The organism is Arthrobacter citreus (assembly GCF_038405225.1).
GTDB lineage: Bacteria > Actinomycetota > Actinomycetes > Actinomycetales > Micrococcaceae > Arthrobacter_B > Arthrobacter_B citreus_A.
This window is the reverse complement of record NZ_CP151657.1, coordinates 2,648,221-2,673,796: the sequence shown is the minus strand read 5'-3', so window position 1 is coordinate 2,673,796 and position 25,576 is coordinate 2,648,221. Positions and strand designations below refer to the sequence as shown.

General features: G+C 64.4%; 22 protein-coding genes. 11 read left to right on the top strand and 11 right to left on the bottom strand.

All coding sequences use genetic code 11. The annotated features are described in order from the left end of the window. Positions 1–77 precede the first annotated feature (77 nt). A complete protein-coding gene (locus AAE021_RS12325; RefSeq protein ID WP_342022629.1) occupies positions 78–572 on the bottom strand; it encodes a hypothetical protein in 495 nt (164 codons plus the stop codon). A 230-nt stretch (positions 573–802) separates the two neighbouring features. On the opposite strand from AAE021_RS12325, the gene AAE021_RS12320 reads away from it, so the two are divergent. After that, a complete protein-coding gene (locus tag AAE021_RS12320) occupies positions 803–1,225 on the top strand; it encodes a VOC family protein (protein WP_342022628.1) in 423 nt (140 codons plus the stop codon). 144 nt (positions 1,226–1,369) lie between these two features. On the opposite strand, the gene AAE021_RS12315 is transcribed toward AAE021_RS12320, so the two are convergent. The 5 genes from AAE021_RS12315 to AAE021_RS12295 all read right to left on the bottom strand — a co-directional run bounded on the left by AAE021_RS12315 (position 1,370) and on the right by AAE021_RS12295 (position 7,337). Next, positions 1,370–2,305, bottom strand: coding sequence for a carbohydrate ABC transporter permease (locus AAE021_RS12315; RefSeq protein WP_342022627.1), 936 nt, complete (start codon positions 2,303–2,305; stop codon positions 1,370–1,372). Next, a complete protein-coding gene (locus AAE021_RS12310) occupies positions 2,295–3,251 on the bottom strand; it encodes a sugar ABC transporter permease (protein WP_342022626.1) in 957 nt (318 codons plus the stop codon). Before AAE021_RS12310 ends, AAE021_RS12315 begins: the two co-directional genes overlap by 11 nt. Before the next feature lie 8 nt (positions 3,252–3,259). After that, positions 3,260–4,555 carry a sugar ABC transporter substrate-binding protein gene (locus AAE021_RS12305; RefSeq protein WP_342022625.1) on the bottom strand — a complete coding sequence of 432 codons (1,296 nt, stop codon included), beginning with the start codon at positions 4,553–4,555 and terminating at the stop codon, positions 3,260–3,262. Positions 4,556–4,634: 79 nt separating this feature from the next. Then, a complete protein-coding gene (locus tag AAE021_RS12300; protein WP_342022624.1) occupies positions 4,635–6,239 on the bottom strand; it encodes an FAD-dependent oxidoreductase in 1,605 nt (534 codons plus the stop codon). Continuing rightward, the gene (locus AAE021_RS12295; RefSeq protein ID WP_342022623.1) at positions 6,240–7,337 is read right to left on the bottom strand and encodes a LacI family DNA-binding transcriptional regulator; all 1,098 of its coding nucleotides are present in this window, start codon (positions 7,335–7,337) and stop codon (positions 6,240–6,242) included. It lies immediately after the preceding gene. Positions 7,338–7,576: 239 nt separating this feature from the next. Here AAE021_RS12295 and AAE021_RS12290 point away from each other — a divergent pair, with 239 nt between their 5' ends. After that, on the top strand, positions 7,577–7,957 hold the full coding sequence (locus AAE021_RS12290; RefSeq protein WP_342022622.1) for a YidH family protein: 381 nt from the start codon (positions 7,577–7,579) through the stop codon (positions 7,955–7,957). Beyond that, a complete protein-coding gene (locus AAE021_RS12285) occupies positions 7,957–8,289 on the top strand; it encodes a DUF202 domain-containing protein (protein ID WP_342022621.1) in 333 nt (110 codons plus the stop codon). Before AAE021_RS12290 ends, AAE021_RS12285 begins: the two co-directional genes overlap by 1 nt. 30 nt (positions 8,290–8,319) lie before the next feature. On the opposite strand, the gene AAE021_RS12280 is transcribed toward AAE021_RS12285, so the two are convergent. The 4 genes from AAE021_RS12280 to AAE021_RS12265 form a co-directional block, all read right to left on the bottom strand. Continuing rightward, positions 8,320–9,249: a carbohydrate ABC transporter permease gene (locus tag AAE021_RS12280; RefSeq protein WP_342022620.1), complete on the bottom strand. Its 930-nt coding sequence runs from the start codon at positions 9,247–9,249 to the stop codon at positions 8,320–8,322. Further along, a complete protein-coding gene (locus AAE021_RS12275; protein ID WP_342022619.1) occupies positions 9,249–10,190 on the bottom strand; it encodes a sugar ABC transporter permease in 942 nt (313 codons plus the stop codon). The genes AAE021_RS12280 and AAE021_RS12275 overlap by 1 nt, the downstream gene beginning before the upstream one ends. Positions 10,191–10,262: 72 nt before the next feature. Further along, entirely contained in the window at positions 10,263–11,639 is a 1,377-nt protein-coding gene (locus AAE021_RS12270) for an ABC transporter substrate-binding protein (protein WP_342022618.1), read from the bottom strand. A 40-nt stretch (positions 11,640–11,679) separates the two neighbouring features. Then, positions 11,680–13,191, bottom strand: a complete 1,512-nt coding sequence (locus AAE021_RS12265) for an alpha-N-arabinofuranosidase (RefSeq protein ID WP_342022617.1) — start codon at positions 13,189–13,191, stop codon at positions 11,680–11,682. A gap of 301 nt (positions 13,192–13,492) precedes the next feature. Between AAE021_RS12265 and AAE021_RS12260 the strand changes: the two genes are divergently transcribed. Further along, positions 13,493–14,563 (top strand): LacI family DNA-binding transcriptional regulator, encoded by a 1,071-nt coding sequence (locus tag AAE021_RS12260; RefSeq protein WP_342022616.1) that lies wholly within the window; start codon positions 13,493–13,495, stop codon positions 14,561–14,563. Between the two features lie 126 nt (positions 14,564–14,689). Here AAE021_RS12260 and AAE021_RS12255 read toward each other — a convergent pair whose 3' ends face one another. Further along, entirely contained in the window at positions 14,690–15,406 is a 717-nt protein-coding gene (locus AAE021_RS12255; RefSeq protein ID WP_342022615.1) for a hypothetical protein, read from the bottom strand. 498 nt (positions 15,407–15,904) lie between these two features. On the opposite strand from AAE021_RS12255, the gene AAE021_RS12250 reads away from it, so the two are divergent. The 7 genes from AAE021_RS12250 (at position 15,905) to AAE021_RS12220 (ending at position 25,461) form a co-directional block, all read left to right on the top strand. Then, entirely contained in the window at positions 15,905–16,684 is a 780-nt protein-coding gene (locus tag AAE021_RS12250; RefSeq protein ID WP_342022614.1) for a tyrosine-protein phosphatase, read from the top strand. Continuing rightward, positions 16,681–17,700, top strand: a complete 1,020-nt coding sequence (locus AAE021_RS12245; RefSeq protein WP_342022613.1) for a metallophosphoesterase — start codon at positions 16,681–16,683, stop codon at positions 17,698–17,700. The genes AAE021_RS12250 and AAE021_RS12245 overlap by 4 nt, the downstream gene beginning before the upstream one ends. After that, positions 17,684–18,739: an ABC transporter substrate-binding protein gene (locus AAE021_RS12240; protein ID WP_342022612.1), complete on the top strand. Its 1,056-nt coding sequence runs from the start codon at positions 17,684–17,686 to the stop codon at positions 18,737–18,739. The genes AAE021_RS12245 and AAE021_RS12240 overlap by 17 nt, the downstream gene beginning before the upstream one ends. Next, the gene (locus tag AAE021_RS12235; RefSeq protein WP_342022611.1) at positions 18,723–20,477 is read left to right on the top strand and encodes an iron ABC transporter permease; all 1,755 of its coding nucleotides are present in this window, start codon (positions 18,723–18,725) and stop codon (positions 20,475–20,477) included. Before AAE021_RS12240 ends, AAE021_RS12235 begins: the two co-directional genes overlap by 17 nt. Next, complete coding sequence (locus AAE021_RS12230; RefSeq protein ID WP_342022610.1) at positions 20,478–21,611, top strand: ABC transporter ATP-binding protein; 1,134 nt, start codon at positions 20,478–20,480, stop codon at positions 21,609–21,611. It abuts the gene before it with no gap. After that, positions 21,608–22,186, top strand: coding sequence for a histidine phosphatase family protein (locus AAE021_RS12225; protein ID WP_342022609.1), 579 nt, complete (start codon positions 21,608–21,610; stop codon positions 22,184–22,186). The genes AAE021_RS12230 and AAE021_RS12225 overlap by 4 nt, the downstream gene beginning before the upstream one ends. Positions 22,187–22,344: 158 nt before the next feature. Continuing rightward, positions 22,345–25,461, top strand: a complete 3,117-nt coding sequence (locus AAE021_RS12220; RefSeq protein ID WP_342025403.1) for a DUF3427 domain-containing protein — start codon at positions 22,345–22,347, stop codon at positions 25,459–25,461. The last annotated feature ends 115 nt before the right edge of the window (positions 25,462–25,576 follow it).

The following is a 25,576-nucleotide window of genomic DNA, read 5'->3' as shown; positions in this document are numbered from 1 at the left end:
GGGGGGTGGAAGTGGTTGTGTCATTGCGACCGGGTTTCGCGGTCTGGTCTGCGAACGAGATTGTAAGAGGGACAGGATCAGCCGGCCATCGGAGATAGGTCAAATGCCGCGGCCCCGGGTTCCCGCATCACAACGTCCCCGTTTTGGCTGAGAGTCTTGATCGTCGTTGAGAACACGAGGCGAAGTTCATGCAATTCAAACTGATAATCCTCCGGCCGGTTCTGGACGTTCTCCAGATAGGCGTTGCAAGCCGAGGACATGCGAACCAATGCTTGAAAGCTCTCTGAAGACTTCGGCCTTAATGCCAATCGTGCGTCCCTAATACTTGTGCGAATCTGCATGATCGCCTCGCCGGTGAATTTCCTGTCGTCGTTGGGCTCCAGATAACTCTTCTTCGGGGTGATTGGCGTGAGAGATCGGCGCAAGTGTAAATCCGTGATCAGGTTGTTAAGTGCTGCTGCCTCAACGCGCTTTGCATCGCTTGTACGCAGCCACCGTTCCGATAGGAAAGCTGCCATGGTGCCGAGGAACGCCCCGCCGACGGCGGTGAGCAAACTTAAAAGGAAATCCATCCCGCGAGTGTAGGGAGATTTATCTGAGACGTGACGCACGGCACTCCGTTGTAGGAAAACTACTTGGTAGTCGAGGCACTGCGGAGGAGTGTTCCTCACCTGATACCTGTCCGCCCAAGATCCGCACTCGGTCGGCACAAGGCGCGGGCTAACCCTTCCTCCGCGCCGGTGCAGAGCCTACTCTGGCGGCGTACCGAAAACTCACCCCACGGAGTTCGAAGGAGAGCATTATGTCCACCACCCTGAATCCGTACCTCAGCTTCCGGGACAACGCCCGGGATGCCATGGCGTTTTATCAGAGCGTCTTCGGCGGAACCCTGGAAAGCAGCACGTTCGCGGAGATGAATATGGCCGATGACCCGGCCGAGGCGAACAAGATCATGCACTCGTCCCTGACCACCGATAACGGGATGGTCCTGATGGCTTCAGATACTCCGAGCAGTATGAATCTGGACGAAGGCAGCAGCTACTCCATTTCGCTGAGCGGCAACGACGGGGAGCAGCTGCGTGGGTACTGGGACAAGCTGCTCGACGGCGGACAAATGACGCTGCCGCTGGAGAAAGCGCCCTGGGGCGATATGTTCGGCATGTTGACCGACAAGTTCGGCACCAGCTGGATGATCAGCATCGAGACGGAGGATTCGCAGGGCTGATTCCCTGAACCTTCAGGTGGGAGGACCTGAACGGTGGCAGTGGTTTGTGCCACCGTCCAGGTGATGAGGCGGTGAGTCTAGTAAAAGACCCCTGACACGACGGCCTGCGCGGTAACCGGAGGTTGCGCCGGCGGCCAGCAAGCCCTACCCCTTCAGTCCGGTGTGAGCGAGGCCCTCCACGAACTGACGCTGAGCCACGATGAAAACCAGAAGCACCGGAACCGCGGTCATGGTCGCCGCCGCCAGCTGGACGTTCCACATTGGTCCACCGTAGGCGTCCACAAAACGTGTCAGTGCCTGGGGGAGGGTGAACAGGTCCGGCGAGAGCAGATAGACCGTGGGTTCCAGATACAGGTTCCAGACGTGCAGGAACGTAAAGATGGCCACGGCAGCCAACGCCGGCTTGGCCAGCGGCATGGCAATCCGCCACCAAATCCCGAACCGGCCGAGGCCGTCGATCCGCGCGGCCTCCTCAAGTTCCACAGGCAGGGCAATGAAAAACTGCCGCATTATGAAAGTCGCCAGGACGCTGGGGGCACCGAAGGTGGTAACCAGGATGATGGGCCAGTGCGTGTTGATCAGTCCCAGCGAGTTAAATATCTGGAACAGCGGCACAATGGTCACCTCCGCCGGTATGAGCAAGCCAACCAGCACTACCAGGAACAAGGCGTTGGCGCCGGGGAATTTGATCCGCGCAAACGCGTATCCCGCCAAGGAAGAGACCAACATGGTTCCGAGCGTGACGACGACGGCGATATAGACGGAGTTGAAGTACTGCTGTCCAAAGGGCTGCAGTTCAAAGACATCGAGGTAGGGCTGGATCGTCGGCTCGGCAGGAAACAGTCGGGGCGGGAAGGAAAAGATTTCCTGAATCGGCTTGAACGATGACGTGATCATCCACCAGGTGGGGAAGACGAACGGCACCGCCATGACGGTCATCGCCGCGTAGAACGCGGCATAGCGCCAGTTGCTCCTGCGGCGTCGGCGCCGCGACTCCTCGCTCAGGGCACGGTCGGCAGACACCTCAGCCGTGGCCGGGCGCTCGCGGGTGGAGGTTGTGGACGGGATATCAGTTTTCATGGAAAACCCACTTTCGCCTCAGGACCCACTGCACGACCGTGAGGATGAGGACGATGATGAAGAGCACGACGGCGAGCAGGGCGCCGTAGCCGAAGCGCCCGAATTGGAACGCCTGCTGGTAGAGGTAGTACACCAGCACGGTGGTCGAAATCCCGGGGCCTCCCTGAGTCAGTACGGCAATCTGGGCGAAGACCTGCAGCGAGCCGACAATAGTGATGATCGATGTCAGCAGCACCGTGGGGGAGATCATCGGCAGCGTGATGCTCCGGAAGATCCGTGCGGGGCGGGCACCATCCATCCTGGCTGCTTCGTACAGTTCGTGCGGCACGCCCTGCAGTGCGGCCAGGAACAGGATCATGTTCAGGCCCACGTTCTTGAAGACCTGCACCACGATCACGCTGAGCATCGCCGTCGGTCCCTCACGGAGCCAGTTCGGCCCCTCGATGCCGGCTAGCTGGAGCAGGCCGTTGATGCCGCCGTCGGACTGCAGCAGGAAGCCCCAGACAATGGTCCATGCCACCAGGCTCACCACCACGGGGGAGAAAAACAGGGTACGGAACACCGTGATGCCGCGCATCTTGCGGTTGAGCATGACAGCAAGCAGGAGACCGAGCGAGAGATTCATTAGAACCAGTCCGACCGAGAAGATGCCGGTGGATTTGAGGACGCCGCCCATCTGCGGATCGGCGAACAGCCGCTCAACGTTCTCGGTGCCCACGAAAGTGAAGGTGTTCGCCAAGACGTTCCACTCATGCACGCTGTAGTAGAAGATCAGCGCCAGCGGCAGCAGGACGAAGGCCACGATGCCCAGTACCTGGGGTGCCACAAAGAGGTAGCCGGTGAGCTGATCGCGGCGCCGGTAACTCGGGGGCCGCCGTTGGCCGGGCGCCAGGCCGGAACGTGCTGCGTCCCGGCCTGGCGTCACGCCTGTATCAACAAGTGCCACGGCAGGCCCTAGCCGGCCAGCAGCGGATCGAGAGACCCGCAGACGGAATCAAGGACACCGGCGATGTCCGCCTCGGGAACCCAGAGGGCATCCAGCCCGGAGCGGACCTGCTGGGCAATTTCGGCTTGGCCCTCATGGCTGGGCCGCACGGTTCCGGTGGCAATTCCGTCAATGACCACAGTTTCAATCTGCTCGGGGGTCAGCATGGGATTGGCAGCGGCAAAGGTATCGGTGGTCAGGAGCGACTGCCGCGGCGGCGGGAAGTAGGCGGACAGGGCCGCCGAGTTTTCCGGATTAGCGAAGAAGGCCAGGAAATCGGTGGAGGCGGCGACGTTCTTGCCCTGGGTCAGGACGCCGATGCCACCCTGGCCCACCACAGCGTATTCACCGGCAGGGCCCTCGGGCAGCGGCAGCAGATCCCAGTTCATCGTTGAGTCCTTCAGCAGGCTGGCCCGGGAAATCTGGGTGACAGTAAAGGCAGCATCGCCGGCAAAGAAGTCAGCAGTGGTGCCAGGGCCCGGCATGGAGTTCTTTTCGAAGGCGGCCTCATGCAGGAAGGTGAAGGCGTCAACCATCTCCGGGGAATTGAATTCGCAGGTTTTCCCGTCCTCGCTCCACGGCCGGGCGTCCCAGCCGTTCCACACGGTGGAAAGGGAATCCCATAGCTGGTAGTCGAAGTCGCGGACGATAAAGCCGGCCTTTCCGGTGGACGCATTGACAGCGGCTCCCACATCGGAAACATCTTCCCAGTTCCAGCGTCCGTCATCGACCAGCGCAGCCGACGACGGTTGCCCGGCTTGGGCGAGCAAATCTTCGTTCACAAAGACGCCGAACGGCGAGGTGGAGAAGGGGTAACCGTAGAGGGTGTCGTCCTCCTGCCAGAGTTCGGTGGCACTGGGCACGAGATCGTCGTACTCGAAGCCCTCGGTCGCCTGCAGCGTCTCGGTCAGCGGCGCCAGGGCACCGCTGGAAACGAAATCGGGGGCGGAGTTCTCCAGCACCCAGGCGATGTCCGGGGCCTGCCCGCCGGCAATCTGGGTGGTGAGGGTGGTGGTGTAGTCCTCGAAGGGTAGGGGATCGAAGGTGATCGAGGAGATTTCCGGATGGTCCGCCATGTAATCGTCAGCGATCGAGTTGAAGAGTTCAAGGTGGGCTTCATTGGAGGACCACACCGTCATCCGAAGGTCGATGTTCTCCGTCTTGGCGTCCCCTTCCGGTGTTGCAGCCTGGCCCGAACAGGAGGTCAGGGCGAGTGTGGCCGCAGTAAGCAGGACAGCTGCGCTCAGCGTCTTTGCTGATTTCATTTCTATCTCCTCAATAGGGCAGTGATATAAGCAGGGCAATAAATGAAACAGGTCGGTCTCTAACAACAGGGCAGCGGAATTAGTAGCCGGTGACGTCGGGCCAGTGCAGCTCAACGCCGTCGCGGGTGAGTGTTGCCTGGAAGTCCTGGAGCAGCTGGGACTTGTCCCGAACGGTCCGCGGCGCAACCTGCTGGTCCAGGCAGAACGCGGCGAGGGCCCCGGCAGATTCGCCAATGTTCCACTCCACCGGGTGGAGCCGGAAGGCGCCGTTGGTGATATGCGTGGTGCCGATGTTCTTGCCGGCTGGCAGCAGGTTGGTCATGCGCACCGGTAACAGGGCGCCGAGCGGAATCTCGAACGGAGTGGAGGCCACGTCTATGTAGTTGTCCCCCGCAGTGGAGGGGTGCAGGTCTATCCGGTACATCCCCACTCCCACGGAATCGTCGTAGCGGGTGGGCTGGTTGTTGCCTTTCACCGCGATGGACAGGTCCTGTTCCACCACGGTGTATTCGGCCCGGATACGGCGGCTTTCACGGATGTAGGGTGCCATCGCCAGTCCATCGTCGGTGCCGGTGATGTCCCCGCGCAGCCGCAGGCCGGGCCAGCCTATGCCGCCGTCAGGCCGGGGCGCCTCGGTCTGCAGCCAGTAGAAGACGCAGTAGCTCAGTTCCCGGGCGCGGGCGAGGTGTTCCTGCGCGTCGGGGTTGTCGACGACGGTGCCCTCGAGGTAGTCGATCATCGGCCAGTTCACCAGCACGAGGTCGCTTTCGTAGGTGCCGGGGGCGAACATTTTGCGCGAAACGATGCGCCGGAAGGTCCAGAGTTCCCGGTCACCGGCGTAGGCGCGCTGATCGGCCAGTTGGGCCAGCGGGTCGTCGTCGATGGTGGGGGTGAAAGTCCGGGTGACGGTCTCCAGGGTCCGCGGGTCCGGTGCGGTCAACGACAGCAGCTTTGCACCCCAGAACGGCGGCTGCACCTCTCGCCAGTAGTCGTAGCCGGCGGGCTTGTCGATGACGTGGTCCCCGGCGACGTGGTCGATGACGAAGCACCAGGATACGGCTTGCTGGTTATCGGGCTGGGCCTCCTCCGGGGCACTTGGCTCTCCGGTTTCGGCCTGGGCCTCGAAACCCGTGACGTATTCGGTGCCGGTGAGGGGGAGCAGATCACCCAGCTCTGTAGCGTCCAAGACGTAGGCGGCGGACACTGAGTATTCCAGCCCGCTGTCCCGGTGCCGCAGGGTCACCTTCCGCACCACGTCACCGTCGACGACGGCGGAAACCGGGCGGACGGGCTGCAAAACGGTGAGCCGGCCGCTGGCACGGAACGGAGCCAGCATGGCCTCGAGCACCGCCACGCCCACGCGGGGTTCGGCACAAAGCCGGCTGACCAGCCCGGCACCGGGATTGAGATGGGTCTGGGCCCGGGCCTGCTCGGTGAGCGGATACCAGGAGCGGTAATAGTCGCGGATGCCGACACGCAGCTGCCGGTAGGAAGCGGTGACGCCGAACTGTTCCACCCAGGTGTGTTCATCCAGTGGCACGGCCTGGCTGGTCAGCTGCCCGCCGATCCAATCGTATTCTTCGGTGAGGACCACGGTTTTGCCGGTGCGGAGGGCAGCGAGGGCCGCGGCCACACCGCCGAGTCCGCCGCCGACAACCAAAATGTCGCATGTCAGATCTGTCATCTAGGGTTTCCGCCTTGCCTTGGTGAGGGTGGATCCGGGAATGGTGGGGCAGTCGAGCAGTGTGCGTAGCTCGCTGTCCGGCAGTTCTTCGTCGCTGGCGATGATGCGGGCCAGCAGGGTGACCGCGGTGGACCCCAGCGCGGTGCGTGGGGGGCTGAGCCGGGTGAAGTCGATGTCCGGGTCGCTGGGGGCCGAGCATTCGCCGAGCACCACCATGGACAGGTCCTCTGGCACCCGTAGGCCCTCGGCCAGGGCCAGCGCATACAGTGCGGTGGCGTGGGCCGGATACTCGATGAACAGAACGGTCGGGTTGAAGGCCTTGATGGCGGCCCAGTCGGCCTGGAGGTCGGCGCCGGTGGTGATGCGCGTTTCGGAGCTGACGGGCTTGTTGCTTAGGGCATCGTGGAAACCACGCCGGCGGTCGGTCACGGATTCACCGCTGGACTTCCGGGCCAGCAGGAAGAACCGGTCATGGCCCTGCTCCAAGGCCTGGGCGACGAGGTCCGCAGTGCCGGCGGCGTAGTCGGCGCCGACATAGGGAACGCCGGGGGTTTCGCGGCGGCCGATGGCTACGAAGGGGAAGTCGCTGGCGGCGAGCCGGGACAATTCGTTGTCGTCCATTTCCAGGCCAAGGAGAAGGCAACCGTCCGCCAGGCGCAGTCGGTTGTTCTCGTGGAAGATCCGGCGGCGTCCGTCGGTGACCGGGGCGCTGGTGAACATGAGCAGATCGCAGCCGATGCTCTCCGCCTGGGCTTCGATGCCGGTCAGCAGAGGGGTGTAGAAGTCCTGGCTTTGGGAGGGGAACGCCGGTTCGTAGGTGAAGACGCCGAGGATCTTGTTGCTTCCTCCGGCAAGGCGGCGGGCAGCGGGGTCCGCCACATAGGTTGTTTCCCGGATGACCTCCAGGACGCGGCGGCGGGTTTCCTCGGGAATCCGGCTCGCGGCGTCGTCCGCTTTTCCGTTAAGGACCAACGAAACCGTTGCCTGGCTGACTCCCGCGAGCTCCGCGATTCGCCGCTGAGTGATGCGCTGATGCTTGATGGCTGGATCTCCTAGAACTGGAACTGCTGATGTTCTAGCCATCTTGGTAATACGCATTAGCATTGTCAATACCCCAAGCTAATACGCATTAGTCGATGTTGGTTTCTGTCCGGTTAAAAGGGCTCCCCTAAAGCTGTTCCGAGGGGGTGGGGTGTAAGGGCTGGTGCTGTGCACCGAGACTGCCGTAAGTGTCATGCTGACGGATAAGTTCGGCACCAGCTGGATGATCAGCATCGAGACGGAGGACTCGCAAAGCTAAGCTCGGGACGGTCATGTAAAACCGATCCAGGAGAACAATGACCGAGCAGGACCATGAACGCGGATGGCTGACCCGCAAGGTACTTCCCGGTGGCACGGAACCCGACCCCAGGTTCACGCTGGCCAACGAACGAACCTTCCTCGCGTGGATTCGCACCTCGCTGGGCTTCCTCGCAGGCGGACTGGCGCTGGAGGCATTTGCGGTCGAGGCCTTCCCCGAACCCCTGCGCAAGGTCCTGGCCATCACCCTGGTGGCTACCGGAATGCTGATCAGCGCCGGGGCGGCAGTCCGCTGGATTTCCGTCGAATCCAGCATGCGTCACGGAAGGCCGCTGCCTCTACCCCTGATCGTTCCATTCCTCGGGTTGGCCGGGGCAGTGACGGCGGCGGTTGTGGCTATTCTGATTTTCCTGAACTAATGCCCAGACCACCTGTTCCTGCTCACCAGGACCCCGGGCTTCAACCCGAACGCACCACGCTGGCCTGGGGCAGGACAGCCCTGGCGCTCTTCGCTGCCGGACTCCTCTTTCTGCGCTGGCTGCCGTACTACGGCCCGTGGATTCTCCTTTTGATCGTGCTGACCGGCTCCCTCGCCGTCGGCATTTACCTCACTCAGCGCCGCCGATACTCCTCGCGTGTCACCGGAATCGCGGCCGAACGCTTTCCTGCGGACGTGCACGCGATCCTCTGGACAAGCGGTGCAGTTCTGCTGACGGGGGTTCTGAGCCTGATCATCCTGATCACCGCCTAGCTGTGACGGGACGCCAGGCCCGGCCGGCGGCTACTTGAGGCTGCCCAGCGACAGCCCGCCCTGCCAGTACTTCTGCAGCATCAGGAACGCGATGATCAGCGGAATGACGGACACCAGCGACCCGCTCGTGACCAGGTTCCAGATCAGGCCGTTGGCGGTGGCAGAGTTCGACTGCACCTGCCAGGCGTTCAGGCCCACCGTGACGGGCAGCAGCGTCTGGTCCGAAATCATGGCCAGCGGCAGGAAGTAGTTGTTCCAGCCGCCCACCACGGAGAGCAGCAGCACGGTGACAACCGCCGGCCGCATCAACGGCAGCGCGATGGTGAAGAATGTCCGGATTTCGCCGGAACCATCCACCCGTGCGGCGTCGAGCAGCTCATCCGGAATGGCATCCTGCACGTAAACCCGCATCAGGTACACGCCGAAGGGGCTCAGCAGCGACGGAAGGATCACCGCCCACACGGTGTTGGTCAGGCCCAGGTTGTTGAACAGCACATACGTGGGGATGACCAGCGCCGTCGCCGGCACCATCACCGAGGCCAGCAGGATCATGAAGCTGACGGTCCGTCCCCGGAAGCGGTACTTGGCAAACGCGTAGCCGGCCAGCACGGCCAAAACCGTGGCGCCCACACCGCCAGCCGTCGCGTACAGGAACGAGTTGCCCAGCCAGCGCAGATAGATGCCGTTGTTGTAGGTGGCCAGCTGCTGGAGGTTGTCGAACAGGGCAAAGTTGGAGTCGAACCAGAGCGGACCTCCGCTGCCGGTAAACAGCCCCTGGGTGCTCTTGCTGCCCGCGACCAGAAGCCACCACAGCGGCAGCAGGAAATACAGGGATGCGACGGCGAGGAGGATGTGCATGCCGACGGCGCGTTCCCGCCGGGGCTTGTTTTCGCCGCGTTTCCGGCGCGGACCGGTGGCGGTGACGGCATCGTCGAGGAGGGGTGCCGGTGAAGTTGTCATCAGTTGAGTCCGCTCTTCTTGCGGGTGGCGATCAGGAAAATGATGGAGGCGAGGAAGACCATCAGCCCCAGCGCGAAGGAAATGGCCGACGCGTAGTTGAACTGCTGGTAGGAGAACGCCAGATTGTAGGCGTAGAGGTTGGGGGTGTAGGCGGCGTCGATCGCGTTGCCGGCCAGCGGTGCAAGCACCTGGGGTTCGGTGAAGAACTGCAGTGTTCCGATCAGGGCAAACACCATGGTGAGCACCAGCGAGGACGTGACAATGGGGACCTTGATCTGCAGGGCCGTCTGCAGTTTGGAGGCTCCGTCGATGCGGGCGGCCTCATACACAGAGGGGTCGATCGACTGCAGGGACGCGTAGATGATGATCATGTAATAGCCGGTCCACTGCCAGGTCACAATGTTGGTCAGCGACCAAAAGATGGAATTCCGGCTCAGCAGATCGGGCGCCTGCACGTTCAGGAAATCGAAGAACCCCACCAGCGGTCCGAAGGACGGGCTGTAGAGGAACCCCCACATCAGGGCGCCGATCACGCCGGGGATGGCGTACGGCGCGAAGATGAGCAGCCGGGTGAACCGGGAGAGGCGGCTGCGGATGTCGTCGAGGATCAGCGCGAAGACCAGCGCCAGTCCGATTTGGAGCGGAACAAAGACGAGGGCAAACCCGGCCACGCGGGTCAGGCCGGAGAGGAAACGCTGGTCGGTGAAGGCCTTGGCGTAGTTTGCCAGGCCGGCGAACTGTTCACCGCCCGCGAGGGTGTTCGTGTGCAGGCTCATCCAGAAGGCGTAGCAGAGGGGCAGGACGAGGAACACCAGAAACACAACCGCGAACGGGGCGAGAAACACCCATCCGAACCGCGCGGTTTTGCGCTCCAGGCTGGTTCCGCGTTTCAGCACGGCCGGGGGCCGGGCCGGCGTTTCTTGCTCTGAGGTGGCTGACATGTGTCTCTTCCTTGGGACGCATTGGGAGTGGCCTCCGTGCGGGCAGGGTCTGCCCCGCCCGCACGGAGTAACTTATTTCAGAGTGAAACCCTGCTCGGTGGCGTAGGTTTCCAGTGATGCCTGCAGTTCGTCGGCCGCTTCCGCCGCCGTCATGTTGCCCTCGATCGCTTCGGAGAGCAGCCGCTGGGATTCGTCGTAGTAGAACTGCGTGAACGGGGAGAACGTCACGCCTTCATACTCAAGCGCCGCGGTGCCGAAGATTTCCTTGTTCAGCTGCTGCCCGCCGTAGAACTCGTAGGGGCGGTTCTGGAAGTACTCGGACTCGATCATTTCGGGGTAGGCAAGGAAGAGTCCGCCCACCTCGACGCCGAGTTCCTTGGTTTCCTGGGACTCGTAGAGTTCCGCGGCCACCTTGGTGGCGAGGGCGGCGTCGTCGGCCTGGACCGTCACGGCCAGGGTGCTCCCGCCCCAGTTCACCTGCTTGGGGCTGGAGGCATCCCACTGCGGGATCGGAGCCGCCCGCCACACCGCTTCCGCGTCGGCGCCTTCCAGTGCGGGGATGTGGACGTTGTACCAGACGGGGTAGATGGCCGTGGCGTACTTGCCGGTCCCCAGTGCGGTGCTGAATTCCGGCGTCCAGGCCTGGTCGGTGCCCACCAGGTCCTGGTCCACCAGATCTATCCAGTAGTCAAAGACCTTCTTGCTGGCCTCATCATTGTGGTTGATGCTGATGTCGCTGGGATTGCTGTTGTCGAAGTCGAAGGGCTTGGCGCCGGCCTGGTCCAGGAACGCGTAGTGCTGGCCCTGGCCGTTCGGCGCAAAGTTGCCGATCAGGGTCTTTCCACCGGTGGCGTCGCTGAGCTGCTTGGCCGCAGCGGCGTACTCGTCCCAGGTGGTGGGCACCGGAATGCCGTGCTTGTCGAAGATGTCCTGCCGGTACCACATGCCCACGGGCCCGAGGTCGACCGGAACCGCGTAGACGCTGTCGCCGCTGGAGACATCGCGCCAGGCGCCGGCGGTGAAGTTGTCCTTGTACTCCTCGATCCCGTGTTCGGTCATGTCCACCAGGCCGCCCTGGATCAGGAAGCTGTTCAGCCAGTCGTATTCAATCTGGGCGATGTCCGGGGCGCCGGACTTGGACTGCAGGGAAGTGGACAGCTTGGTGTAGGCATCGGCGCCCTGCCCGGCGTTGGTCCAGCAGATCTGCACGTCGTCGTGGGTCTCATTGAACTTGTCCACCGTCTGCGCGGTGTCCTCGAACCAGCCCCAGTAGGTGACCACCGGGGCGTCCTCGACCACGATGTCATTGGCGCAGTTCGTCTTGCTCGCTCCCGCGCCGCTGCCCCCGCCGTCGTCGTCGTTACTGCCGCAGGACACCATGGCCATGGCCAGCGCCGTTGTCATGCCTGCGGCGAGTAGGGTCTTTGCTTGGATCTTTGTGTTTCGCACTGCGTACTCCTTTGTATGAGTGATGGTGAAACAGAGTGGATTAGTGCAGCTCCAGTGCGGTCCAGGAGACGGGCGGAAGGGTCACGGTGACCGTTCCGTTCTCCATGCGCGCGCTTTTGTTGGGTTCGGGAACCACCCGGTCCTGGTCCTGGAGGGTGTTGCCGGCGGAGAAGTCCTCATCGTGCAGGGTCTGCGCGCTGTGGACGCTGTCGACGCCGAGCGGGCCGGCATCGATGCTGATGGTGACGGTTTCGGTGAGGCTGCGGTTGACCAGGAACACTGAGGCGGTGCCGGCGTCGTCGTCGTGCGTGGCGACGGCGTCCACCATCGGAACCTCGCCGTAGGCGTCAGTGACCATGGTGGGGGAGTCGATCTTCGGATCCAGGACGGTGCCGCGGGCCAGCCGGGAGGTGATCGCGAACGGGTAGAAGGTGGTCTGCCGCCACGCCGGTCCCTGCGGTTCGGTGGTGATCGGCGCAATGACGTTCACCAGCTGGGCCAGGCTCGCAGCGGTTACCCGGTCCGCGTGGCGCAGCAGGCTGATCAGGAGACCGCCGACGACGACGGCGTCCATCGCCGAGTACGCGTTCTCCAGCAGGCGCGGGGCCTGTGGCCACTCGGAGGCATCGGTGATCTTCTCGACGTCGTTGTAAACGCTTTGGTACCAGACGTTCCATTCGTCAAAGGAGAGGTACATGGTCTTGTCGCTGCGGCGGACGGCCTTCACATGGTCGGCGCTCGCCACCACCGAATCGATGAAGCGGTCCATGCTGACCGCCGAGGCCAGGAAGCTGGCCACGTCGCCGTCGTGCGGCTCGTAGTAGGCGTGGCAGGAGATGAAGTCGACGTCGTCGTACGTCTCCTCCAGCACGGTGCGCTCCCATTCGCCGAAGGTCGGCATGCCGGCGCCTGAGCTGCCGCAGACCACGAGCTCCAGGTTCGGATCCACCTGGCGCATGGCCCGCGCGGTTTTCCCCGCCAGCCGCGCGTACTCTTCGGCGGTGCCGTGGCCAAGCTGCCAGGGGCCGTCCATTTCGTTGCCCAGGCACCAGATGCGGATCGCATGCGGCTCCGCGCTGCCGTTGGCGATGCGCTGGTCCGAGAGGGTGGTGCCCGAGGGGATGTTGGCGTACTCGAGCACGTCCAGCGCTTCCTGCACGCCGCGGGTGCCCAGGTTCACCGCGTACATTAGTTCGCCGTCGACCTCTTTGATCCAGCGGGCAAACTCGTCCAGGCCCACTTCGTTGGTTTCGGTGGAGTGCCAGGCCAGGTCCAGCCGGCGCGGCCGGGACTGGCGCGGTCCCACGCCGTCCTCCCAGCGGTAGCCGGAGACGAAGTTTCCGCCCGGATAGCGGATGGTGGACACTCCCAGTTCGCGGACCAGGTCGATGACGTCCTGGCGGAAGCCGTCCTCGTTGGCGGTGCGGTGCCCGGGTTCGTAAATGCCGTCATAAACGCTGCGGCCGAGGTGTTCCACGAAGGAGCCGAAGACTCGGCGGCTGACCGGTCCCACAGTGAAATGTGGGTCAAGGGTGAGGCGGGCGTTGGGCATAAGGACTCCGTTGTCAGAATGTCGTCGAAATGTCAGAAGTGGGCCGGCCGGAGAGCATTTGGCCGGCATTGGGATGGTGTGGATAAAACGTAGGTACAACGTTGTACCGGAACGTTATGCGCACGTTGGCTCGGGCGTCAAGAGTTTTTGGGGAAAAAGCGAAAGATGTTGTTTTACGCAAGTGGTTTGCGCCCAAAAGCCGGGACGGCAACCATGGCCGGAGAAGCATTTTGAGGCGGCTAAGCTTTGTTCATTGCCCGGACGGAGATGCTGCGGGGCAGGAGGGGGTCACGTCGTGAGCATGAGTCCGACAATCCACGATGTGGCGCGGGCAGCCGGCGTATCCATCAAAACGGTGTCCAACGTGGTGAATGACAATCCCAAGGTCGGACCGGAAACCCGGTCCCGGGTGCGCCGGGTCATCGACGAGCTGGGGTATCGGCCCAACCTGTCCGCACGCGGGCTGCGCTCGGGCAAGACCGGAGTTATTGGGCTGGCGGTTCCCTCGCTGCGGGAAAACTACTTTGCCGAGCTTGCGGATTCGGTGATCCGCGCCGCTGCCACCAGGGGGCTGCGGGTCCTGATTGAACAGACCAACGGGGAGCGGAAACTCGAGCTCGCGGCGCTCTCCGGCGGCTCGCTGCGGTTTGTGGACGGCATGCTGTTCAGCCCCGCGGAGCTTGGCCAGGAGGACGTTGATGTCCTGACCATGGACGAGCCCCTGGTGCTGCTGGGCGAGCGGATTTTCGGTGGCCCCACCGACCACGTGACCATGCACAACACCTCCTCCGCGCGGGCCGCCGTCGAGCACCTGCTGGAAATCGGGCGGACCCGGATTGCCCTGGTGGGAGCCTCCCGGAGCCCTGACGACGACGGCGCGAGCTCGGCCAGCCTGCGCGAGCGCGGCTACCACGCGGCGCTGGCGGCGGCCGGAATAGACACCGATCCGGAGCTGGTGGTGCGCGGCGGCAGCTGGGGCCGGGAAACCGGTGCCGCGGCCATCCGCGACCTGTGCCGCCGGGGTGTGCAGTTTGATGCCGTGTTTGCGCTCAACGACACCCTTGCCCTGGGCGCGCTGCGCCGGCTCGCGGAGGAGGGGCTGAGCGTGCCCGGCGACGTGGCCGTCATCGGCTTCGACAACATTGACGAGGCCCGCTTCTCGCTGCCGTCGCTGACCAGCGTGGACCCCGGCCGGGACGAGATTGCCGAAACCGCCGTCAGCCTGCTGGTGGAGCGGATCTCGGAAAAGGGTGCGCCCTCCGGGCCGCGGACCGTGAAGGCCGGCTTCCGGATTATCCGGCGCGAGTCCACGGGGTTTCGAGGTGTCGACGGCGGCGGCGACGGCCCGGGTGCCGCCGGCCCCGAGACATAGGAACTGGCCGGCCCGGTAGCCGGAGGAGCGGAACAGTTTGGGGCAGCAAAAGACCCCCGTCGCGGAGGTGTCCGGTGCGCTGGGCGCACCACCTCCGGTCCGGGGGTCAGCGGAGGCTTACGCCTGTTAGCCGCCGAACTTCTGCGCCTGCCGGAAGGCCTTCTTCCGGGCGAAGTACTCATTCGAGGGCTTCATGAACAGCAGGACGACGGCGCCAACGGTCACCAGAATCTGCGCGAGCGTCAGGACGCCGGCTATCGGCCCCGTAAAGAAGAGGTCGAAAATCCCGAAGAGGGAGAAAGCCGCGAAGATCGTGACGAGGATTCGCGCCCAGTTGAACCCGGCACGGACCAGAAAGGCCAGCCCCACGGAGACGGCAAGCGCGAAGATGCCGGACAGCACCGTGGAGAACGTGCTGCCGGCGATGGCGGTTGAAATGAAAGCGGAGTCAAGCTCCACATTCGCTTCCCGGGCAACGCCCTGCAGGTTGTCGATGAATTCCGGGGAATTCATGAAGGAAATGGCGAAGGGGAGCGTCAGCAGTCCCAGGACGGCACTGCCAATGAGCAGCCAGAAACCCATGTTCACCTGCTTGGGGCGGGCGGGGTTTTCGGCCTGAGGCATTTGGCCGTACGGGCTGCCCGGGTATGCGTAGCCCTGCGGTTGGCCGCCCGGTCCGGGATAGTTGCTGTAGCCGGGCTGAGGCGGACCCGCCGGCGCCGGGTAGCCGTAGCCGTTCTGGCCCGGTCCCGGCTGACCCGGTTGTCCCGGCTGTCCCGGCTGACCGGTGTTCCACGGCCCGGGGTTGCCCCCGGGGTTGTTCGGCTGTGTTGGTTCAGACATTGTTGTTCCCCCTGTTGGTCATGCCGTCGTCCCGGCGGTTGCGATGTAAGCCCACGCTGGGCAAAGAAGTACTTCAGCGCCAGCCTAGCGGGCAGGAGCTGGAAGACTGTGACTAATCGCCGTCTAACGGCCGTGAACACGGGGAGTTCGTCAACGACATTCAAGGATCTGCGCTGATTCATGTTCGGCTTGCTTTTGATTCGGCGATGCTTCGACCGTTGCCGCTGCCCGCCCGTTCATTGGAACTCCCGGCCACAGTTAGTCGCCTGCAAAAAAGGGCATTGTCTTCAGCTCTAATCGCTCGGAGCGGTCACTCAGTGTATTTGAGGCAATTACCGTGAGGGCGACTCACCTAATGCCCCAGGATAAATGGGCTGTCTACTGGATTGCCTCCGGTGTTCGGACAGGGTTGGCCTGGCCGCTACTCCTCGTTCACCGTCGATTAACTTCCGCTGGGTGAACTCGGAGAGTCCCAACCGAGCATGACCCAGAGGTTCCATGAATACTGAACTGCACCCCGGTCCGCAGGCATCTGCAGGCCTTCCACCCTCAGTTGCCGGACTGTTCAATTTCCGTGACGCGGCAGCAGTAACCGGCACTCCGGGACTGCGCAGGGGACTTCTCTTCCGGTCCGGAGCCCTTAATGACCTCAACGCTGCAGGCCTCGCTGAGCTGGCCGCAGCACGGATCGCCACAATTTTGGACCTGCGCGAGCCGGGGGAGGTCGCCTCCGCTCCCGACATTGTTCCCGCCGGCATACGGGTGGTGAACGTTCCGCTCTACTGCGGAAGCATCCCCGTCTCCGAACCGATTGAAACCGTCTACCGGCATTTGCTGCAGAACTGCGCCCAGGCAATGACCAGCGCCGTCGGTGAGGTGATCAGGAACCTCAACGGCGGGGTCCTGGTGCACTGTGCTGCCGGGAAAGATCGCACCGGGCTGGTCATCGCGCTGGTGCTTGACGCCGTCGGGGCCTCGCGTAGTGCCATTGTGGAGGACTACTCCTGCACCGAATCAGCCCTTCCCGATTCCTTCCGGCGGGCTGTGTTGGCCCGGCTCAGCGGCCTGATCAGCGATTCTGCGGAAATGGCTACCGCTGTCCGGCTGCATCTGGCCAGCCCGCCCGAGGTTCTGAACGGCGCGCTGCAGGACTTGGCTGCAGAATCCTTCGAGGGTGAGACGGGCGCCGCCGCGTACCTGCTGCGGCACGGTCTGGGCCAGGACTTGCTGGACCACGCCCGCATCCTGTTGCGCGGGACCGGACTCCCCACGGCATGACCGGGCTCGGATATACCCTGATCCACCTCACCGACACTCATCTGAAACATCCGGGTGAGCTACTGTTCGGCGCCTTGGATACGTGGGAGCGCACCGCCGAAGCGCTGCGTACTGCGGGCCGCTACCGGCCCGACGCCGTCGTCGTTACCGGCGACGTCGCGGATTGCGGCCGGGATATCTATGCCGACGCCGCCGGCATGTTCGCCCGGGCAGGGCGGGAGCTGGGCTGCCCGGTGATCGTGCTGCCCGGTAACCATGACGGTCCCGGCACCCGGGCGTGGACGGGAGAAGTGTTCACCGGTTCGCGCACAGCCCAGGGGCCGGGCCCCGGGAATGACGTGCATTTCGTGGGCGGACTGCGCCTTATCACGCTGGATTCGGATGATCCCGGACAGCCCGCTGGCCGGCTCACCGGAGAACAGCTGCACTGGCTGGATACTGTTCTGGCTGATCCTGCCCCCGACGGCACTGTGCTTGCCCTGCACCATCCTCCAGTCGATTCGCTGCTGCCTCAGCTGGCTGGCCGCGGCCTGGCCCGTCCGGCGGAGCTTGCCGGCGTGCTTGCCGGCACGGACGTCCGTGCTGTCCTGTGCGGGCACTACCACCATGCGCTGTCAGGCCGGCTTGGAGGTGTGCCGGTATGGGCCGGCCCGGCGGTGTCCTACGGCCAGGATCTTTTTGCTCCGCCGGAGACCGTCCAGGGCCTGGACAGCAGCTGGCTCTCCGTCATCAGGCTGGGCGAAGGCAGTTTCAGTGCCGTGCCGGTGCCGCTCCAGCGGGCCCAAGCCGTGGTGTTCAGCAGGCCCACCGCACACCTCAAAGCGGCGGTGAGCACCGATGCCACAGCGCACGCCAATTCCTCCCCGCACCCCGGGGTCATCCCAGCCGCGGCCACCACCGCCACTAACGGTTTCACCCATCCCCTCCCGGAGCCCGCACGGGCACCGGGCCACCCTTCCCGGCAGCAGCCGTTGCTGCCGGTGTTCCAAGGAGAACCCCTTGCTGCGCAGCTCTAAGTACCCCGCCCTCGCCGTCGTCTCTCTTGCTTCCGTGGCAACGCTTGCTCTCCTGACGGGCTGCGGCGGCAGCGCCGACGGCGCCGAAAACTCCCCGGCAGCCGCAGCGGGCGCAGCTGCCGGTGCCACCGGCACGCTCACGGTGTACACCTCCGAACCGCAGGCCAAGATCGATGAACTGGTTGCCGCCTACAACGAGGTCAATCCGGAGGTCAGCGTTGAGGTCTTTCGCGCCGGCACCGGCGAGCTGAAGACCCGGATCGCCACGGAGAAGGAGACCGGCGGTATCCAGGCGGACGTGATCCTCGCCGCCGACGTCCCCACGTTCGAGGCGTACGCCGCCGAGGGTGACCTGCAGGTCCTGGACATCGACAACACCGCTGAACTGAACCCGGATGTTGTCGACGCCGAGGGCTACTACGTTGGCACCCGCATCATTCCCACCGTCATCGCCTACAACACCACGCTGGTGGACAACGCCCCCGAGTCTTGGGCCGAACTGACCGACGAAGAATACAAGGGCATCATCGCCATGCCGAACCCGGACGTCTCCGGTGCCGCTGCCTTCAACACCACGGTCTGGCTCGAGACTCCGGCACTGGGGGAGAACTGGTTGAAGGACCTGGTCAAGAACGAACCCACAGTGCTGGAAAGCAACGGCCCGGTGGGGCAGGCCGTGGCCGCCGGCACCTCGAGCATCGGGATTGTGGTGGACTATGTGGCCCGCGAACTGGCAGCGAAGGGCTCACCGATCGCCTTGTCTTACCCGAGCGACGGCGTGCCGTACGTTTCCCAACCGGCCGGCGTTTTCACCGATGCGAAGAACCCTGACGCCGCCAATCAGTTCGTGGAGTTCCTCGTATCGAAGGAAGGCCAGGAGCTGGCCGTGGGGCAGTCCTACCTCCCGGTGCGCGACGACGCCGGTGTCCCGGACGGTGCGCCGGCCCTCGCCGACGTGGAGCTGCTGAACCCGGACCTCGCGGTGATTGCCGAGAAGCAGGCAAGCGCCGTCGCGAAGTTCAATGACCTCCTCAAGTAACTCGGTGGCCATGCCGGCGGGGCAGATCATGACCGCCGCTCAGAGCCCTGCCGGTCGGAGCCCCGCCGGCCGGAACTCCACCGCCGGCGGGCCGCGGGGCGACGGACTGCACTGGCTCCGGCTGGCGGTCTGGGCGGTGCTGGCGGTGCTGGTGCTCCTGCCGCTTGGCGTCATTGTGTTCCGCGGGGCCCAGCCGGCCAACGTCGAGGTGCTCACGGACCCCGACGTGCTGGCGGCGGCGTGGAACTCCGTTTCCTCCGCCGCCGGATCCGCCGCGCTGGCCACCGCATTCGGTGCGCTGCTCGCCGTCGTGCTGGACCGGACCGATCTGCCGGGCCGGACGGTGCTGCGCTGGATTTTCCTGCTGCCGTTCCTGATTCCGCCCTTCATTGGGGCGATGTCCTGGATGGCGCTGCTCGCGCCGACCGGCACAGTGAACAAGGCCTTGATGTCACTGACCGGATCCACGCGCCCAATACTGGATATTTACGGCGGCGGCGGTGTGGTGTTCCTGCTGGCTGTGCACTCCTATCCGCTGGCCTACCTGGTGATCAGTGCCGCGCTGCGCCGGGTTCCGGGCAGCCTGGAGGAAGCCGCCCGGATCAGCGGTGCCGGCGGGCTGCGCACGTTTTGCCAGGTGACCCTGCCGCTGGTGCGCCCAGCCGTGGTGGCCGCGTTTGTGCTCACCCTGGTGGCTAACCTCTCCGACTTCGGCATTCCCGCGCTGATCGGCCTGCCCGAGCGGTACACCACGCTCACCACCCTGGTGTACCGCTACCTCGCCTCCGGCACCGTGACCAATCCGCTGCCCGCCGTGGCTGCAATCGGCGTCGTACTTCTGGTGCTGGGCCTGGCCGCCGTGCTGTTGCAGCGCCGGCTGCCCCGGGGCAGCGAACTGGGCGGCTCCGGAGCAGCCGCATTGCCGCTGCAGCTGGGATCCGCCCGCTGGGTGGTGGCGGCGCTGCTGTGGTGCACCGCCGTCGTCGTCTGCGTCCTGCCGTTGCTGGCGCTGACCGAGCAGGCGCTGCTGCCCGCGCCCGGGGTGCCGTTGACCTGGGAGAACCTGACCCTGGCCAACATCACCCGCGCTGTCACCAGCGGCGGAGCGCTCACCGGCATCGCGAACTCGGTGTTGCTCGCACTCGGTGCCGCGCTGGCATGCGGCGTGCTGGGACTCGGTGCTGGTGCGCTCCTGACCCGCACCAAGCACCGTTCCAACGCCGCGCTGGACGTCACCGCCATGCTGCCGCAGGCACTGCCGGGCCTGGTCCTGGCCGTCGCCTGGCTGTTGATTGCCCCGGCGCTGGGCATCTTCAACACGCCCTGGGTGATCCTCGGCGCCTATGTCATGGCGTTCCTGGCCCTGGTGGTCCAGTCCGTGCGGGCCCCGCTGGAATCCGTGCCGTTGTCCCTGGACGAGGCCGCGCGGATCTCCGGGGCCGGCCCGCTGCGTGCTCTGGGCGACGTGGCGCTGCGGCTGAGCGTTCCCGCGGCGGTGAGCGGCGCCGTCGTCGTGGCGCTGACCGCCGTGCGCGAACTGACCATTTCCATCCTCCTGGTGGCGCCCGGCTCCCAAACACTCGGCGTGGTCATCTTCAACCTCCAGCAGGCCGGGGACTATAACTCGGCGTCCGCTTTGGCGCTGCTGGTCACGATCGTCGGCGTCGCGGGGCTCTCCGCGACCGCCGCCCTGGGTGCCCGCCGCACAGCGCGCACCCGCTTCCGGAAGGGAAAGTAAATGTCTTCGATCAGTCTCCAAAATCTGCGCCACGTCTATGCCAACGGCCATGTTGGCCTCGCGGACGTGGACCTGGACGTGCACGACGGCGAATTCCTGGCTTTGCTGGGTCCGTCGGGTTCCGGCAAGACCACGCTGCTGCGCAGCATCGCCGGGTTTGTACGGCCGGAGGGCGGCACCCTGCGCCTCGGGGGCACGCCGGTGGCGGGCCCGAGCGCCTGGGTTCCGCCGGAGAAACGGAACCTGGGCATGGTTTTCCAGGACCACGCGATCTGGCCGCACTGGTCCGTGGCCCGGAATGTGGGGTATCCGCTGCGCCTGGCGGGCGTGCCCCGAAAAGATGCGGCGGCCCGGGTGCGCAGTGTGCTGGGGTTGGTCGGGCTGGACGGACTGGGGGAGCGGGCGCCGGCTGCACTTTCCGGCGGGCAGCGGCAGCGCGTGGCCTTGGCGCGGGCGATTGTTGGCGCTCCGCAGGCCCTGCTCCTGGACGAAGCGTTGTCTTCCCTGGACGAACCGCTGCGGGCCCGGCTCCGGCTGGACTTGAAGGCGCTGACCAGTGAGCAGGGACTGACCTCGGTGCACGTCACGCACGACCGGGCGGAAGCCCTGGCCCTGGCGGACCGGGTGGCGGTGCTGCGGGCGGGGCGGATTGAGCAGATCGGCACGCCTGAGGAGCTGGTGCGGAAGCCAGCTTCGGCGTTTGTGGCGTCTTTCGTCAACGATGCCGTGCTGCTGGACGGGACCTGGGCGGAGGGACGGCTTCAGATCGCGGAGGGCATCAGCATCCCCGGCGTACGGCTCGAAGCCGGGCCGTGCTTGGGCGTGGGCGGTCTGGGGCACAGCGCGCTTGCGGTAACCGCCGCGGTGTCGCCGCTGGACCTGGTGCTGCATCCTTGTGACGGCGGCGATTCCGACTCGTCGAGGACCGGCGTGGTGACCTCCGCGCTCTACGGGCCGCACGGGTTTGACGTCTCCGCGGACTGGCAGGGCCGGACGTTGCGGGCGCATGTCACCGGCTGGGTGCCCAAGCCGGGGGACCGGGTCTTGCCGGAGGTGCTGAGGGCCCACGTGTTCGCTTCCGAAGCTGCGGGTCAGCAGGCGGAAGCAGCTCCCCGCACACTGGTGCCGGCGTGAGCGCGGCCCGGAGGCAAACTCAGCGGTTGGTCCTGGTGCGGCACGGCGAAACGGACTGGAACCAGGAGCGGCGGCTGCAGGGCCGCACCGATAATCCGCTGAATGGTGTGGGCCGCGCCCAGGCACGTGAGGCAGGGCGGCTGTTGGCTGCTAGTCAGTGGGATGTCGTCGTCTCGTCGCCGCTGATGCGTGCTGTGCAGACAGCACAAATCATCGCTGACTCCACTGAATTGCAGCCTGCCGGTACCGTTCCCGGGCTGGTCGAAAGGGACTACGGATCCGCCGAAGGCCTGCACCTCAATGGCCTGACCGAACCGCAGCTTACAGCTGCACTCGGCATCGGCGTCGGCGAACCGGAGGACGCCGTGGCGCAGCGTGGACTCGCCGCGCTGCGCGCTGTGGCCGAGCAGTACTCCGGCCAGCGAATCATCGCCGTGGCGCACGGCACCCTGATCAGGCTCACCCTCTCCGCGCTCACCGGTCAGCCTTATCCCCGGGTGCTGAACGGCGAGGTGGTGGAGGTTCCGCTGGCCGCGTTGCTCGCGGTGTCGGCGGTGCCAAGCGACTGGGGCTAGCAAGGTCCCGACTTAGCCTGCGAGATGAACCGAACAGTCAACCCACAGTCGGGGGCTGAGCCATATATGCTCGACGCGGAACGGTCTCTGACCTACAGGGCGTACACGATAAGGATTGCTGGGCTTTGCAGAACATCAATGGGGGAGAGCCGGAATCTCTGGCTGAAGGTCTCTACGAGCTGTTGTACACGAAGGAACTAGCGGAGCGGATTGAGACGCAGCCTGAACTGCACGCGGCCTTTGAAACAATCACGGATGATCTCTCACCCGATGTTCTCGCCAGCCACATTGCCAATCAGGCACGGCGTGCCCTTGCCGCAGCCGCGCCAGCGGACCGCGTGGCGTTGGCCAACAGCATCCTGAGCGATCTTCAGGGCGCGGCATTAATCCAGGCCGGCCCCCAGCAGCTGACCTCGCTGTTCCCGCCGGAAGGGCTGGCGGCCCGTCAGGTATTCCGGCCGTCCACGTCCTTCAGCCGCCCCGCATTGCTGACGAACGGCAAGGATGACCCCAGTCTTGCTTCCGAGCTCAACGCCGAGCTGGCGTCCGCAGATCGGGTTGACATGCTATGTGCTTTTATCCGGTGGAGCGGTCTGCGGTTGCTGGGGAAGTCCCTGGAAACGCTCAGGGAGCGCGGGGTTCCCCTGCGCGTGCTCACCACCACCTACATGGGCGCCACGGAGCGGCGTGCCATTGATGAGCTGGTTCGTACCTACGGCGCAGAAGTGCGCATCAACTACGAAACACAGGCCACCCGCCTCCATGCCAAAGCCTGGCTGTTTCGCCGGAATACGGGTTTCGATACTGCGTACGTCGGCAGCTCAAACCTCAGCCTCCCGGCCCTACTCGAAGGTCTGGAGTGGAACGTTAAGCTGTCCGCAGTGGGAACCCCGGAGCTGCTGCAGAAGTTCGAAGTGACCTTTGACAGCTACTGGGAGCAGCCGGAGTTCCAGCCTTACGACCCGGAACGCGACGGCGACAAACTCGACGCTGCCCTCGCCACCAATGGCGGTAAGAAGACCTCAATTCCGAAGGGTTCCACCGGGCTGGAAGTTAAGCCGCACCCGTATCAGCAGGGCATGCTCGAGGAACTGGAGGCGGCCCGAGAGGTCCACGGCCACGACCGAAATCTGCTGGTCGCCGCCACTGGCACCGGAAAGACGGTCATCGCTGCCCTGGATTACAAACGGCTTTGCGACGCGGCCGGACGCAATCTGAAATTGTTGTTCGTTGCGCACCGGCAGGAAATTTTGACCCAGTCACAGTCCACGTACCGCAACGTCATGCAGGACGGCAACTTTGGTGAGCTCTTTGTCGGTAAGCACAAACCGTCAGAATGGAAGCATGTGTTTGCCAGTGTGCAATCTCTTGCCGCGAAGGGTCTGGAGTCGCTCGCACCCGACCACTTCGACGTCGTCGTCATCGATGAGTTCCACCACGCCGAGTCGGCGACTTACCGCCGGATCATGGAGTGGTTTGAGCCGAAAGAGCTGCTTGGGCTCACAGCCACCCCGGAACGGGGTGACGGGGTCAATGTTGCTGATCAGTTCTTCGAGGGCCGGGTGGCCAGCGAACTGAGGCTGTGGGATGCGCTGGAAGCCAACCTGCTGGTTCCGTTTCATTACTTTGGGGTGGCCGACGACGTCGACCTCACCCAGCTGGAATGGAAGCGCGGCAATTATGACACCGCACAGCTGAGCAATGTGTACACCGGCAACGATGCACGGGCAGCAAAGATCATCGCTGAAACCCGACGCACCGTCACCAGCGTTGAGGATATGAGGGCGCTGGGATTCTGCGTTTCCGTGGAACATGCAAAATACATGGGCGACGTTTTCAATAGGGCAGGCATCCCCTCCACAGCGGTGTCGGGTGAGACCCCGGAAGAGGAACGCAAAGCGGCACTGAGCCGGCTGCGGAAGGGGGAGCTGAACTGTATCTTCGCCGTGGACGTCTTCAACGAGGGCCTTGATCTGCCAGAAGTCGACACCATCCTGTTGCTCCGGCCAACCCAGAGTTCCACCATCTTCCTGCAGCAACTGGGTAGAGGGCTCCGCCGGGCCAAAGACAAAGCCGTGCTCACAGTCCTGGACTTCATTGGCCAGCAGCGGCGCGAGTTCCGCTTCGACAACAAGCTGCACGCGCTCACCGGCCTTCGGCGGAAAGGATTGAAGGAAGCGGTTGACAAGGGGTTCCCCTTCCTGCCGTCGGGTTCCCAGATCGTGCTGGACCGGGTGTCCCAGCAGATCATCACGGACAGCCTTCGTGATCAGCTGCGGAGCAACCGGCCACAGTTGATCGCCGACATCCGCCTCCATCAAGAAACCAACCTGGCCAACTTCCTGCAAAAGTCCGGCAGCGACCTGGAAGACGTCTACCGGAAAACCGGGGAATCCTGGACCTCTTTGATTCGTGCTGCGGGATTGGCTGAAGCTGGCTCCGGTCCGGCGCCTCTGCTGGACGGGGATGAACAGCGGTCGATCGCGGAGGAGACACTGCTGCTCCGCCGCATGACCACACTGCTTTGCGTCGACGACCCCGAACGCGCCGAGGCCTACACACTGCTGGTGTCTGCTGATGCTCCACGCTACGAGGATCTGGGTTCCCGCGAGCAGACACTGGCCCGGATGCTGTTTTTTGCTCTGTGGCCTGAGGGCAGGAAGTTCACCTCATACGATGCCGGCTTCGATTTCCTGCGCAGCTTCCCGGTTGTCTGCGCCGAGATCCGCCAACTGGTCGCCCTCGGTGTCGAGCGAACGCGTTATTCCCCGAAAGGTTTGGGCCGCGGACTGGCACACGTTCCCCTGTACTCGCATGCGACCTACCGACGGGAAGAGGTATTGGCCGCCCTTGGATACCTGGCGCTAGACGGGCGGAAGGCCCGGCACCGCGAAGGCGTGGCCTGGTGTGAGGACACCCGAACCGACGCGTTCTTCGTGACGCTGGAAAAGGATGCCAAGGACCGGGCCGCCAGCATCATGTACAAGGACTATGCGATGAGCTCGGATGTGTTCCATTGGGAGTCACAAAACAGCACCTCCCCGAGCAGTCCGGTGGGTCAGCGCTACCTCGACCACAAGGCTGCCGGTACGCAGATCCTGCTGTTCACGCGGGCGCGCGAAAACGACGAGTCAGGTCTGACGATGCCGTACGTCTGTCTGGGCCAGCTGGACTACATGAACCACACCGGGTCAAGGCCGATTGCGATCACCTGGAAACTGCAGCGGTCGATGCCTGCGGACGTATATATGGAGGCCAGTGCGGTGGCGAAGTAGCTGCTGGAGACTAGATTGCCCAGTCGTGGCCGCAGCCCTGGCAGATGGCGCCGGTGTTGCCCACGGATTAGGGTCGACCACGCCCGTTCGCTGCGAGGTGGCACCCTGTCAATGA

Coding starts and splice junctions, on each gene's coding strand:
- AAE021_RS12325 (WP_342022629.1), bottom strand. CDS start 572: ATGGATTTCCTTTTAAGTTTGCTCACCGCCGTCGGCGGGGCGTTCCTC.
- AAE021_RS12320 (WP_342022628.1), top strand. CDS start 803: ATGTCCACCACCCTGAATCCGTACCTCAGCTTCCGGGACAACGCCCGG.
- AAE021_RS12315 (WP_342022627.1), bottom strand. CDS start 2,305: ATGAAAACTGATATCCCGTCCACAACCTCCACCCGCGAGCGCCCGGCC.
- AAE021_RS12305 (WP_342022625.1), bottom strand. CDS start 4,555: ATGAAATCAGCAAAGACGCTGAGCGCAGCTGTCCTGCTTACTGCGGCC.
- AAE021_RS12300 (WP_342022624.1), bottom strand. CDS start 6,239: ATGACAGATCTGACATGCGACATTTTGGTTGTCGGCGGCGGACTCGGC.
- AAE021_RS12295 (WP_342022623.1), bottom strand. CDS start 7,337: ATGCGTATTACCAAGATGGCTAGAACATCAGCAGTTCCAGTTCTAGGA.
- AAE021_RS12290 (WP_342022622.1), top strand. CDS start 7,577: ATGACCGAGCAGGACCATGAACGCGGATGGCTGACCCGCAAGGTACTT.
- AAE021_RS12285 (WP_342022621.1), top strand. CDS start 7,957: ATGCCCAGACCACCTGTTCCTGCTCACCAGGACCCCGGGCTTCAACCC.
- AAE021_RS12280 (WP_342022620.1), bottom strand. CDS start 9,249: ATGACAACTTCACCGGCACCCCTCCTCGACGATGCCGTCACCGCCACC.
- AAE021_RS12275 (WP_342022619.1), bottom strand. CDS start 10,190: ATGTCAGCCACCTCAGAGCAAGAAACGCCGGCCCGGCCCCCGGCCGTG.
- AAE021_RS12265 (WP_342022617.1), bottom strand. CDS start 13,191: ATGCCCAACGCCCGCCTCACCCTTGACCCACATTTCACTGTGGGACCG.
- AAE021_RS12260 (WP_342022616.1), top strand. CDS start 13,493: ATGAGTCCGACAATCCACGATGTGGCGCGGGCAGCCGGCGTATCCATC.
- AAE021_RS12255 (WP_342022615.1), bottom strand. CDS start 15,406: ATGTCTGAACCAACACAGCCGAACAACCCCGGGGGCAACCCCGGGCCG.
- AAE021_RS12250 (WP_342022614.1), top strand. CDS start 15,905: ATGAATACTGAACTGCACCCCGGTCCGCAGGCATCTGCAGGCCTTCCA.
- AAE021_RS12245 (WP_342022613.1), top strand. CDS start 16,681: ATGACCGGGCTCGGATATACCCTGATCCACCTCACCGACACTCATCTG.
- AAE021_RS12235 (WP_342022611.1), top strand. CDS start 18,723: ATGACCTCCTCAAGTAACTCGGTGGCCATGCCGGCGGGGCAGATCATG.
- AAE021_RS12230 (WP_342022610.1), top strand. CDS start 20,478: ATGTCTTCGATCAGTCTCCAAAATCTGCGCCACGTCTATGCCAACGGC.